13 protein-coding genes are annotated in these 12,311 nt (G+C 42.9%); 4 read left to right on the top strand and 9 right to left on the bottom strand.

Going from position 1 to position 12,311, the window contains the following annotated elements:
- Nucleotides 1–24 precede the first annotated feature (24 nt).
- The 3 genes from B3014_RS02720 to B3014_RS02730 all read right to left on the bottom strand — a co-directional run bounded on the left by B3014_RS02720 (nucleotide 25) and on the right by B3014_RS02730 (nucleotide 4,186).
- Entirely contained in the window at nucleotides 25–1,671 is a 1,647-nt protein-coding gene (locus B3014_RS02720; RefSeq protein WP_289244367.1) for a glucan biosynthesis protein, read from the bottom strand.
- A gap of 295 nt (nucleotides 1,672–1,966) precedes the next feature.
- The gene (locus B3014_RS02725) at nucleotides 1,967–2,401 is read right to left on the bottom strand and encodes an OsmC family peroxiredoxin (RefSeq protein WP_289244368.1); all 435 of its coding nucleotides are present in this window, start codon (nucleotides 2,399–2,401) and stop codon (nucleotides 1,967–1,969) included.
- A gap of 117 nt (nucleotides 2,402–2,518) precedes the next feature.
- Nucleotides 2,519–4,186, bottom strand: a complete 1,668-nt coding sequence (locus B3014_RS02730) for a GGDEF domain-containing protein (protein ID WP_289244369.1) — start codon at nucleotides 4,184–4,186, stop codon at nucleotides 2,519–2,521.
- A gap of 240 nt (nucleotides 4,187–4,426) precedes the next feature.
- Between B3014_RS02730 and B3014_RS02735 the strand changes: the two genes are divergently transcribed.
- Nucleotides 4,427–5,494, top strand: coding sequence for a TIGR03790 family protein (locus tag B3014_RS02735; protein ID WP_289244370.1), 1,068 nt, complete (start codon nucleotides 4,427–4,429; stop codon nucleotides 5,492–5,494).
- 194 nt (nucleotides 5,495–5,688) lie between these two features.
- Here B3014_RS02735 and B3014_RS02740 read toward each other — a convergent pair whose 3' ends face one another.
- The gene (locus B3014_RS02740) at nucleotides 5,689–5,832 is read right to left on the bottom strand and encodes a hypothetical protein (RefSeq protein ID WP_289244371.1); all 144 of its coding nucleotides are present in this window, start codon (nucleotides 5,830–5,832) and stop codon (nucleotides 5,689–5,691) included.
- On the opposite strand from B3014_RS02740, the gene B3014_RS02745 reads away from it, so the two are divergent.
- The gene (locus B3014_RS02745) at nucleotides 5,831–6,889 is read left to right on the top strand and encodes a 3-deoxy-7-phosphoheptulonate synthase (protein ID WP_289244372.1); all 1,059 of its coding nucleotides are present in this window, start codon (nucleotides 5,831–5,833) and stop codon (nucleotides 6,887–6,889) included. The genes B3014_RS02740 and B3014_RS02745 overlap by 2 nt on opposite strands.
- Nucleotides 6,890–6,909: 20 nt before the next feature.
- Here B3014_RS02745 and B3014_RS02750 read toward each other — a convergent pair whose 3' ends face one another.
- Genes B3014_RS02750 through B3014_RS02760 form a run of 3 tightly spaced genes read right to left on the bottom strand, consistent with a single transcriptional unit; the run spans nucleotide 6,910 to nucleotide 9,415 of the window.
- Nucleotides 6,910–7,398, bottom strand: a complete 489-nt coding sequence (locus B3014_RS02750; RefSeq protein ID WP_289244373.1) for a GDYXXLXY domain-containing protein — start codon at nucleotides 7,396–7,398, stop codon at nucleotides 6,910–6,912.
- Nucleotides 7,395–8,444 carry a DUF4401 domain-containing protein gene (locus tag B3014_RS02755; RefSeq protein ID WP_289244374.1) on the bottom strand — a complete coding sequence of 350 codons (1,050 nt, stop codon included), beginning with the start codon at nucleotides 8,442–8,444 and terminating at the stop codon, nucleotides 7,395–7,397. The genes B3014_RS02750 and B3014_RS02755 overlap by 4 nt, the downstream gene beginning before the upstream one ends.
- The gene (locus B3014_RS02760) at nucleotides 8,441–9,415 is read right to left on the bottom strand and encodes a DUF2157 domain-containing protein (protein ID WP_289244375.1); all 975 of its coding nucleotides are present in this window, start codon (nucleotides 9,413–9,415) and stop codon (nucleotides 8,441–8,443) included. Before B3014_RS02760 ends, B3014_RS02755 begins: the two co-directional genes overlap by 4 nt.
- A 140-nt stretch (nucleotides 9,416–9,555) precedes the next feature.
- Between B3014_RS02760 and B3014_RS02765 the strand changes: the two genes are divergently transcribed.
- Nucleotides 9,556–10,608, top strand: a complete 1,053-nt coding sequence (locus B3014_RS02765; protein WP_289244376.1) for a GGDEF domain-containing protein — start codon at nucleotides 9,556–9,558, stop codon at nucleotides 10,606–10,608.
- 295 nt (nucleotides 10,609–10,903) lie between these two features.
- Complete coding sequence (gene rnk, locus B3014_RS02770; protein WP_286304506.1) at nucleotides 10,904–11,320, top strand: nucleoside diphosphate kinase regulator; 417 nt, start codon at nucleotides 10,904–10,906, stop codon at nucleotides 11,318–11,320.
- Between the two features lie 50 nt (nucleotides 11,321–11,370).
- On the opposite strand, the gene B3014_RS02775 is transcribed toward rnk, so the two are convergent.
- Complete coding sequence (locus B3014_RS02775; RefSeq protein ID WP_289244377.1) at nucleotides 11,371–11,985, bottom strand: esterase/lipase family protein; 615 nt, start codon at nucleotides 11,983–11,985, stop codon at nucleotides 11,371–11,373.
- A gap of 33 nt (nucleotides 11,986–12,018) precedes the next feature.
- Entirely contained in the window at nucleotides 12,019–12,270 is a 252-nt protein-coding gene (locus B3014_RS02780; RefSeq protein WP_289244378.1) for a hypothetical protein, read from the bottom strand.
- Nucleotides 12,271–12,311: the final 41 nt, after the last annotated feature.

Consider the following 12,311-nt stretch of genomic DNA (forward strand, 5'->3'; position numbering starts at 1 on the left):
TTATTTCTATGCGTTTAATTTTATTTATGGATTACGCAAGTCGCGTTCATCTTGTGGCGGTGGTGTCCACTGATAAATCCAGGTTTCCGTCAATGGTTGACCATTGGCTTCTAAATACACACGAAGATTGATAGGGTCGGTTGTATTATCAGGTGGAACCACATCAAACATAGCACGATAACCATCAATCGCATGTTGTGGTCGAGCTGATGTGATTTCGACCTTACCGGCAGAAGTGGTAATGACGGGCTTAACATTTATATCATCGCCCAGCATAGATAAACTGCCACCAGCAAAGTCAATCACAAAACGTTTACTATAATATTCACGACGTTGACCAATTACACCGCCAATGCCTGTAAATGTGTCCACCACTTTGGCACGTTCTGGTTCAACAGGTGGCACACCTCCCCAATACATTTTATAGCTGTAAAGTAATTCCTCACCGGCTTTCACAGGTTGTTCTGGATTCCAGAAGGCAACAATATTATCAAAGGTTTCATCCATGGTTGGAATTTCAACCAGTTGAATCGATCCTTTACCCCAGTTGCCTTCAGGCTCAATCCACAGGCTGGGACGACGGTCATAAAATACGCCATCATCCTGATAATGATCAAAATTACGATCACGTTGCATCAGACCGAACCCTTTTGGATTGTTATCAGCATAGGCATTAAATCTAAGATGTCGTGGGTTGGTCAGTGGTCGCCAGATCCACTCGCCATTGCCCATATGTACTGACAAACCGTCAGAATCATGAATTTCAGGCCGCCAATCCCAAGCAGTACGTTTGTCGTTTTCACCCACCATATACATACTGGTCAGTGGAGCAATGCCGAGACGTTCAATAGCTTTACGTGGATATAGCGCCGAATCGACTTTCACTTTCAATCGGTCACCCGGCTGAATATCGAAGCGATAAGCCCCTGTAATACTCTCAGAGTCTAGTAAGGCATATACCGTCGTGATATCACTGCCAGGTTTAGGCTCTTCTAGCCAGAAATGGGTAAACATGGGAAACTCTTCGGCTCTAGGCAAAGCTGTATCAACCGCTAAGCCCCTTGCAGATAATCCGTACTGCATTTCTTTACCTACTGCACGAAAATAGCTGGCCCCCAGAAAAGCAATGACGTCACGTTTCCAATCGGTATGAAATTGCATTCTGAACCCTGCATAACCAAGATCCTCAGGCAAGGCTTTACCATCAATGCTTGTCTTACCGTAGTCAAACATCGTTGATGTGTATTCGATAGGTGTCGTCTCGCCATCTTTGAGTTCTGAAATATGCACCGGTGTATCAAAATATAAGCCTAAGTGAAATAGCTCAGCACGAAACTCACTGTCATCATCACGCCATAAAGCTTTATCTTTGTTGAACTGTAGCTGCTGATAATCATCCCAGCTCATACCTTTAATGCTCTCAGGTAACTCACCTTTATGACTAACATAGGCTTTTTCTGACAAGGCCCTTGCATAGCCTTTTAGCCAAGCATAGGTGAATTTTTCTCCTGAGGGAGGAGATACCGGATCCGTCATGGCAAAAACCGCTGGGCTAACAGCGAGACCAATGACTATTGAACAGCCAACGATCAGCTGACTGAATATTGTGTTAACTGATTTGGTCAGTGTTTTCTTATCATTCTTATATTTGGGGATTAGGTTCGATTCCATAAACTCACTCATCATTAACAATTCCTGACACATTAAATAGTGGTGTTCAGTTAAGTATCTCTGTTCAGAACCAGCCTGAAACCTGACACTTAAACTTACCGAGATTAAGTTCTACCTTGCAGCCACTTGAGTGTGCAATAACGCGCGTTAAACCATTAGTTAATACCTAGCTTAAACACATATTATGTGAAGCTGCAGTTATGTCACAACACATAACAGTTCATGCATAAAAAAAGGCCCCATTAACCGTTGATTATGGATTAAATGGAGCCTTTAAATGGTATTCGCCAGCTGACTATGCGGCGTTTAATGTGTATTCAAGCTCAATGTCTGCATTGAATAATTTACTGACGGGACAGCCCAATTTCGTTTCATGGGCAATACGGTCAAACTCTTTTTCATCAATCGCTTTCACATTCGCTGTTAAGGAAAGCTTTGAGCGGCTTATCTTAAAACCATCACCGTCTTCGTCGAGATAAATGGAAACATCCGTATGCAAATCGCCTTCTTTGTAGCCTTCGCCTTCAAGGGCAAATGAGAGAGCCATGGTAAAACAGGCGGCATGGGCTGCAGCAAGGAGTTCTTCCGGGTTAGTCCCTTTGCCACCTTCGAAGCGGCTGGTGAAACCATAAGGGTGCTCATTCAGTGCTGGCGTTTCTGTACTAACGCTGGCTTCACCTTTTTTGCCTAAACTTTTATAAATGGCTGAACCCGTTTTCACAATACTCATACTATCTCCTTATATGAATTAAAAAACTTGATAAACAAATCAATCGCTTGTCAAAAACAAATCGACATTTATTTCATCAAGTGTATAAGTTGACAGTGATCACACCCGGAATAGTTCCTAAACTGACCTGCGCTCTACCTGACAATTGTTCCTTCCCTGTCCTTTGGCTTCGTATAACGCTTTATCTGCTCGCTTGAATACATCCTCGATCGTGTCACCTTTTTCAAAACAGGCTAACCCTGCTGACGCGGTAATCGGTACAGAGATACCATTATGCTGGAACTGTGTTTTTTCAATGGTCTGACGGATTTTATTCGCCATGTCCAGAGCCTGTTCTAAATCAATTTCAGGAAATAGACCAACAAACTCCTCTCCGCCATAACGCGCAATAAAATCAGCTTGTCTTGTGGAATCCTTAAAGATACGAGCGATAGTCTTTAACACCACATCACCCGCACTATGACCAAACTTATCATTAACGGATTTAAAATAATCGACGTCCCAAATGACCATGGTTAGTGATTTTTGGTAACGCGTCCAGCGGCTGTATTCTGTCTGTAAAACCTCAGTCAGCGCCTGACGGTTCCAGATACCTGTCAGCGGATCCTTCATCGCCAATGCCCGAGCCTTACTGGTGGCCAATCGCAGTTCGTTAGCCTCAGACTCCATTTCATGTAATCGTTGCGTCAGTGCTTCAATTTGTTTTTGTGAATTGGCAAAACGGGTATTGTCAGCGTGTTGATAATGCGTGATTTGTTCATTGAGGTGATCTAGTCGTTGGCTGAGTAGATGTTTGATATCATCGAAGTCTGCCGCACTCTCAACATCTGTTCTCAGCCCAACCATGGTCTGTTCAACATCACCAGCTAACTTGTGTCGCTCTTCGTAGGCAGAGAGATCTTCTTGTACAACTTCGTATAGGTACTTATCCAGTGAGGTAATTTTTTTTGTTAAATCCCTAAGAAAGCTTTCATATTCTTTCTTCTCTGCCATCACCGATGAACTTAACTGACTGACTATGTCAGCTATGGATGAAATCGTTTTCGGGACATCCTCTGCTTTGAGACCATCATGAATTTTCAATCTGAGCTCTGAGGCTTTTGAACTAAACTCTGTTGGTAAAGATAAACGCTCCAGTAGCTCGATCAGAAGCGCTTGAGGCGTGATAACCTTATCCTCTATCGCTTCTGACGGTGTAGTATCTGCTTTCTCATCGGATGTAGCAGATAGATTGGCGTGCGAAACGCGCGCTGTAATGGTTGTTTTATTAAGATTATGTTGGCTTTGTTTATTCTGGAAAAATCTGGAAAACAGACCTCGTTCTTCATCCTCTTTTGATGTTGATGTCATGCACTCATCAATCAGTTCAGTGAGTTCATCAAGCATTTGTGGTAGGGCATCGTCAGCTTTTTTTACAGCGCGCTTACGTAATTTCAGCACATGCTTTTTCTTATTATCTGGCCAGTCAATTTTATCTATTAGACTAATTAGTAAGGTCGTTAATGTTGATTGGGAGAGTTTATCCTCATCCATGCGACTGATAGCCGTTTCGATTTCTTCAAGGATGCTTTCAACAAGCGTCTTATCTCTGACTGAGGTGCGAAGATGTTTTCTAAGCTTATCAAGCTGGTCATCCAACGCCATATCCAAACCATGTGAGACCAGTGCTAATCTGGAAAGACCGCGCTCAAGTAAGAGTTCGTAGGCTTTTTGCTTATCTAAAGTCTGACTTAACTCCGTGAACTTTTCTTTCCACTTTTCTGCATCTTTATGATTGGTTTTCATATCCTTGGAAATACCTTTTCCCGCTTTTCGAGTTATTCTCTCATACTAAACACGGTATTGAATGCACACAAGCATTTATATACCAAAGATAAACATTTATATGGCAACGGTTATATCCATTAAGCGGGCATAAACCGTTTATGAATAACATGACTAAAGCGATGATGCTCACTCTCAATAGTTTTCATTGATTGCCCTAAAACACTGACATAGACTAACTATGAACTTTTATAGGTGAATATGTTGCTGTCTCTATCACACTTACTGACAATTGCTGGCTTGTGCTTGATGCCCACCGCCGCATCTCTAGCTAATGCCGCCACATCACTATCAGGAAAAAATGTCCTCATTCTCTACAAACAAGGCGATGTCTTATCTGAAAAGATTGCTGACTTCTATGCTGAAAAACGTAGTGTGCCAGCCGAACAAATGCTCGGACTATCTATCAAGGAAGCTTCATCGACGCTTTCGCCCGAACAATTTGCAGTGATTGAGTCTCAAATCAAACCGCATTTGACAGAGAACATTAAGGTTTTGTTACTGACATGGCATGCCCCCTATCGCGTCGGCTGTATGTCACTAACCAGTGCATTGAGTCTGGGCTTTGATGAAAGCTATTGTAGTCATAACAAGCAGCGGCCATCGGGTTGTCACCCTACCGCAGACAGCCCTTTTTATAATGCTAAATCAGAACATCTCTGGCAAAACACTGATAGACCTTTGAGTATGATGTTGAGCGGACGTCATCTTATCGATGCCAAAAAACTGATTGAACGAGGCATCAGAGCTGATAAAAGTGCGCCTTCAGGTCATGCTTATCTTGTCCGTACACAGGATAATCAACGTAGCACGCGTTGGCGGATGTTTAAAAAAATTGCCGATATCTGGCCAGAAAGAAACGGCATAGAAATTCATTATGTTGATGACCGCAAACGAACAAAAGGCACCAGCATAAGAAACAAACGCGATGTCATGTTTTATATGACGGGCTATGTTCAGGTACCCGATATCAGTAGTAATCTCTTTTTACCTGGTGCGATTGCCGATCATTTAACTTCTGTCGGTGGTGCAGGCATCCGCAAACAAGGGCAAATGAAAGCGTATCGTTGGCTTGAGGCTGGAGCAACAGGGAGTTATGGCACGGTGGTTGAACCCTGCAATTACCCACAAAAATTTCCTAATCCCTATATCCTAATTCCCAGTTATATGGATGGTGACACACTTATTGAAGCCTATTGGAAATCAGTTCAACAGCCAGGTGAAGGCATTTTTATCGGTGAACCTCTTGCCTGCCCTTGGTGTCAATAATGACTGTTTGAAGAAATCAGTTGGTTTCCAAATTTCACCAGATGAATTAACATAGCGTTATGAATACATTAACAACAACAGCAAAATCCGTTCTACTCTCCTTGACCCTGTCAGAGAGTGTTGTGATGTATTGGTGGTTTGCATATGGCTATTTTTATAGCCAAAAGCCGGCGCACCTCTAACACTTAAAATCGTTAAGGTAGTCCGGCATCATGCTGACTACCATTAAAAAACCCCGGATGGTCAGTCAGCCAACGGGGTTTTTTAATGCGTAGAGAAATAACAGATGCACCATTTGACTCAGTCTCGTCCTGACTGCTTAAAAGGACCATTATCATGACCGCTTCTATCGATACGTTACAACATGAATGCGATTCGGAGAGCCTCAGACTACCCACACCTGCTGAGCTCAAAGCGGCCCTTCCTATCAAACACAATCTGGAACATCAGATAGCAGAACAACGTCAATCCATCCGGCGGCTACTTAACGATGCAGACGATCGAGTGATGATCATTGTGGGTCCTTGCTCAATAGACTCTGAGGAAGCCGCTCTGGAATATGGTCGACGACTGGCACAACTCTCGGCTGAACTTAAAGACGAGTTATTCATAGTGATGCGTGCGTATGTTGAAAAACCCCGAACAACGCTTGGCTGGAAAGGGCTAGCCTATGATCCATTACGTAATGGTCAAGGTAATATGGCATTGGGTTTACACAGCTCAAGACGTATTTTGCTGCAATTAGCTGAACTTGGCTTGCCGATTGCCACTGAAGCACTTCATCCACTTGTCATGAACTACATCAGTGATCTTGTGAGTTGGGTAGCCATTGGAGCACGTACTTCAGAATCACAGCCTCATCGCGAACTCGTCAGTGACTTACCCTGCCCCGTCGGTATTAAAAATGGTACTGATGGTCGTATTCACAATGCCATCAATGCTATGCGAGCTTCTTCAAGTCAGCACCACACGTTGACAGTCAATGGTGATGGTCAAATTGGTATGAAAAATACAGCTGGAAACATAGACACACATCTCGTTCTGCGCGGGGGGAATGGACTGACAAACTACGATAAAGAGTCGATAGAACAAGCCATATCTTTGCTCTTATTCAATCAGTGTCGCCCCAAGGTTTTAGTTGACTGTAACCATGACAACTCGCTCAGACAACATCGCAAACAAACGACTATTTCACACGATGTCATCGACCAACGAATAGCAGGCAATGTCAATGTGTTGGGGCTAATGCTGGAGAGTTACATTGTGGACGGTAAGCAGGAAGATGGTCATCCCCCCATATTTGGCCAATCTATTACTGATCCATGTCTGAGCTGGGAGGACACAGAGAATTTATTGAGATCCTTACATACAAAATTAAAATCAGGACGTGCTTAATAAAGGGTTGGGTGATTTTATTACTGTACATTGACCAGTAATAAGTCCCCTTCCTGATTGACTCGAAACTCAGCAAACTGTGCATCCTGATAGTTTGACGCCGTGCCCTCCTCAAAAAAGAAAGCATTCGTACCAAATTTGATGCTGTTGTTACGTACCCGAAAAAAGAGACGGCGTTCGTTGCCGGCTAATGGCTGATCATTATCGATTCGGACAAATTCTGCCACATTGTCTTTATCGACTTTGACGACCACAAACGCATCTTGAGGGCGCAATGGCCTGTCCACATCATGACGCTGTTCTGCCAAGTGCATACGAATCTGTGCTGCCAGTTCATAATCCAGGGCCATGTAGTCACCCTGCATCAACGAGCGAGGGTCCACCACTCTCAACTTCAACAATATCTTTTCACCATCAGACAATAGCTTTTCCTGCTGATACACCAATGCATTAACCGTGAGTAAAATCAACAACAAGGACGTGACAGCCATCGCTTTATGCAGTTTCATGTTGATTCTCCAAACAGTTTGGGCAAACACCAACGTATGCCGAGCAATACTCCCCCTAAGATGGCTAGACTTAACGCTTTCAATAACAATGTTGTATCAAGTGAATAGTAATAATGGCTAATACTGAATAAAAGGTATAGGCTGCCAAGTCCAATCAATATTCGATGTGTTGTCGCCAGCCCCAGAGCCAAAACAACCATGCTTGTGTGCATACCATTGATTGACCACGTGATGCCTGAGAGCACCAACACAAAAGCTAATATATACCAAGAGCTTTTCATCATTAATGATTGATATTTATTAATAATCATTATTGAGGAATATATAACAACCGCGCCAGTCATCATTGCACTCAAATAGTAAAAATAGCTATGCTGGTTAACTGCTACCTGATGACCCCAATAAAATAAACCGGACTGAAAAAATGTGTTTGTTTCGATGAGCAGTAAAGAAAACAGAGAGCCATAACCTAAAGTCGTCACATATCGATACCACTTTGCATTTTTAAACTCATGAATCCAGCACCAGGCAAAAATAAACAGGATCAGTGGCGAGCACATACTAAAGAGACCGTATTGAGCTAAACTACCCGCTAGACAAATACAGGCAAGAAATGAAGAAAGCACACTATGTACAAAATTGGGTATCAGAAAAATAAGAAATATATTTAAACCAAGCGCAATAAGCCACTTGAGATGATTGACATCACTTCCCCAATGCAACATAGCCATAATTAACAAAATCTGCCCAGCAATACTGAACGCTAGTCCCAAATGCTCGACGAAGTCCGACTGCTCACTCTTAAGCACGTGATATGCGATTAATATAAAAACACTACCAATCAGTGTATCTGCCAATACTGAATCTAATAGTCCATTAAACAGCACGGCCAGAAAAGCAAACAAAAATACTGCCGCTAACCAAGCTGATACTGCCAGTAATGTTTTGATATACCAAGGCGTGGATATGCTCAGGCCTTCAGGTCTAGCCCCCGAAACGAGACCAGATTGGCTTAATGTAAGCCAGACTTTGTCCTCAGTGCTCATGACTCACTCTCCCTGTGCACCTGTTTCAGCCAATAGGCTGCACCCGCCCCCATGGCCATGATCAATACCGACAACAGTAATAGTGCGGCCTCGTCGCCTGACTCAATAATATGCTGGCCTAGCAGTGTCATGATGACCAAAATGGCTGACAAGCAACCACCAGCCAACATAAAAATATCAAGCCGCAATTGACGATAAGCGAACATAAAAATAACCAACCAAGCTACCCAGATAAGCAAGGGCAGCAGCTGTTCTTCCGGTTTATCCAGACTGACATAAATCGCTAATGCCGTAATAGCCCAACCACTTATGATGGCAATAACCCGTTGTGGCCAACGCTCAGTCAGCGCCACCATTTTCTTACTGCACCACTCCCATATAAGCAATGCCAGACTATTAAGGCCAAACAAACACCAAAATAAAGTATTTTGAGCGTCAAAAACCAAACCAAAAATTGAATGAAAAGTATCAAAATACAACACTAAAGCAAGATTCAATAACATCAACCAGAGTAGCCATAAACTGGAGAATCTCGAAATAACTACCCATGGTGTGATCGCTAAGGCCCAGTAGAAAAACAGCTGCCAACTATCTGCCCCCGTTTGATAGGTTTGACCATAAAAGGCCATTAATGCCCCCACCAATAAACTGGCTAGCAATAAAGCCATTCTGCTGACCAGTTTTCTGGCCACAAAATAGCAATAGAGCATGACAGATAAAATGATGCTGGCTTCCAGCAACAAGAATTTGCTGAACCGGCCCATATCAGACCAGTTATAAGCGATAAAGAAAATCATTGATAAAGCCATCGCCACTATGCCAGAGGCCAGTAAAATCTGCTCAAACAGCCGCAACCAAACGCGTTTGTCAGGCATTAAACCTAAGCGTCTTAGTGCCATTGGTATATGCTGTTTATCTATGGCACCTGCTGCAAAAAATGTGGCAACGGCACGTCGTTTTTGACTATTCAATGTGTCTTCCTTGTTAGCTATTCATGTTCTAGCGATGTCAATTAATCAACATCTTTAACGAATACGTCAGCAGCGTGATCAGTTTAGAATGAAGTATGCTAACTTACTGTTAATTTGCAAACCATGGTCAGGGACACTCCATGTCAGGTCAATCGCACGCCCATCTCAACCATAAACTGATTTTACAATTTACATTAATATCATTGATTGCTGTGGCCTCAGGTACAATTTTCAGGCCTCTTTTTGTAGAACTACCCAGCTACTTTACAGTGATGGGCAGTATCAATACGGTGCTTATATTTTCGGTGTATTTATTCATACGCAGTCATCGTTTTCCTGCCTATGAAATGGCGGCGCTTTTTTTTGTTGCTGTTATTTCCATTATTCCCCTGATTGCCATTTCTGGTGGCGTGAACAGTCAGTTTGCTTTTTTACTTCCACTCTATCCCATCATGGCTACATTATTCGGCAGCAAGAAACAATCTATTATTATCGGAATGGGATTGCTGATAGCAATCATTCTTTGTACGGCTTTGGGTAAATTCTTTGTGGATTTGACTGGTGAAGCCTACAACCAGAGTAAGTCTATTTCTCGAGGTTTTTGGTTGGCAATGAGCGTCCTTGTCAGTACCTATTTTGGTCTTTTCTTTCAAAACAGATACCGAGCACTGACAAACGAACTTGAACAACTGGCTCAGCAGGATCCTTTAACCTCACTCCTTAATCGTCGCGGCTTCGACATCAAGCTTAAAGCCAGTCTTGCTGAGGCAAAACGGCAGCATGCAGTTCTCAGTATCTTACTCATTGATATTGATTTTTTTAAAAGCATCAACGACCGCTATGGCCATGATATCGGTGACACTTGTTTGAAATACGTCGCCGATTGTTTAAAGCACCATATTCGTCAAACAGATGTTTTAGCTCGATTTGGCGGTGAAGAATTTATCCTGTTATTACCTGACACATCACATAAAGCCGCTTTCACTCTCGCAGAAAAACTAAGACATGTTGTATCAGATCTTAATTTGGATGAGCTTGATCAGCCACTCACCGTCACCATCGGTATTGCTTCCACCCAGTTACCTCATCAACATATCGACGACATTATTAAAGCAGCCGATCTTGCACTTTATCAAGGAAAAATGAACGGGCGTAATCGCAGTGAGTTAGCTACTGATTTATCGAATGACTAAGCACTTTGCCGCCACTTCAGCAGAAAATCATGTTTCACGCCCATAAATTAAGGATTAGTGCTTTTCACCTCGGTCCGAATCAGGCAGAAATAACATTGATTAACAGCACGTTAGAATATGTATTCCAGGCTAATTTTCATACTCCAGATAAAGCCAGAATAAGGCTTATAAGTCCTCAGACTTTATGGCATGATATCGTTCAGAACAGTGAGATGTTCGCGCCTTTTTATTTCCATTTTTTATTTATAACACGTTGTCGCAGTACAGCTACATCTTAATGTTGAGAGGTTATTAAATGAATGTATCACAACCGAATATTATTGTTTCAGAGCTAGACTTACACCGTTTAGAACATATTTTGGATGGGTTAACGCCTGTCGAAGCTGAACGAACATCCTATCTGGAAGCAGAACTGGATCGCGCCGACATTGTTGAACCTACGGCAATCCCACCTAATGTGGTAACGATGAACTCCACCGTTAAATTTTCGGTATCTTCCTCAGATCAAACTTTTTGCCTGACGCTGGTCTATCCAAAAGACATGACAACAGATGGCAAGACGATATCGATACTGGCGCCTGCTGGCAGCGCCATGCTGGGCTTAGTTGAGGGTGATGAAATTGATTGGCCAGGTCGTGATGGTCAAACCATTCGCGTGCACGTCGATGAAATCCTATACCAGCCAGAACGAGCAGGTGAATACCATCGTTAAATGACAACATAGGCTCTGGATAAACTCCAGAGCCTTGCTAAAGCATAGAATCAAACAATCCTGGACAAGATAACACTGGATACTCGCTTACTGGAAGGTAAGAAACTATGGATTACAGGCAACTGAATCTGGTCTTGAATCCAATCCGCACTGACTTCAGACAAAGACACCACCCCATCATTTAACTCATCTCTAAACGGACTGCTTTTCCCATTGATGCCTTTTACGCCAACAACAGCCGTTGCTGGGCAATCACTCGCAGGAATATCCAGCATCCGTTCACTCGAGGCTAATAGCTCACCGCAGTCTTGTGTTAAGAAACGAAACATCCAATATCGGCGGAAATAAACGGCTAATCTGGATTTTTTAACAGGCGAGCCGAGCAGAAAAAGCTGTTTGGGTGCTTTGACTGAGTCGTCCATATTTGCCAGAGCAGCCCTAAGTAACACACCACCTAATGAATGCCCGATCAGAATATATTCACCGTCACTGGCTATAGCTTCGATACGCTTTTCCAGTCGAGACTGAATCGACGCAAAGGATTGTCTTGACACACAGTAACTGAATGATTGTGTTCGTATTCCATGCTGTCTGAAGCGGCGCAGCATTGGCCAGCCAGATAAGGGGGAGCGGCCCATGCCATGTACAAATAACACCTGCATCATGGCATGACCCATTTGGCGTAGGTGATTAGATACCTAACACTGATAGGGACTTTCACTTTCTAACTCTTCCCCTGTTTCTACATCGATAATGGTAATTGTTGCCCCAGGATAAGCGTTGCAGACGGAATTTCGTAGGGAATAAATTCCAGAACCACTCGCTCTAAGAATTAAGTTTTGATTGAGCTGCTTGCCATCGGCATCAAAAACAAAGGCTTGGTATTCACCTGATAAGGTCAGGCAGCCAGAGATGAGAAGAATAATGCTTCCTAGAAGAAATTTGTTCATTTTATTTTCCTTAATCATTTTCAATTGCCCACATCCTTGGG

It is taken from the genome of Methylophaga sp. UBA678 (assembly GCF_002299105.1).
GTDB classification, from domain to species: Bacteria; Pseudomonadota; Gammaproteobacteria; order Nitrosococcales; family Methylophagaceae; genus Methylophaga; species Methylophaga marina.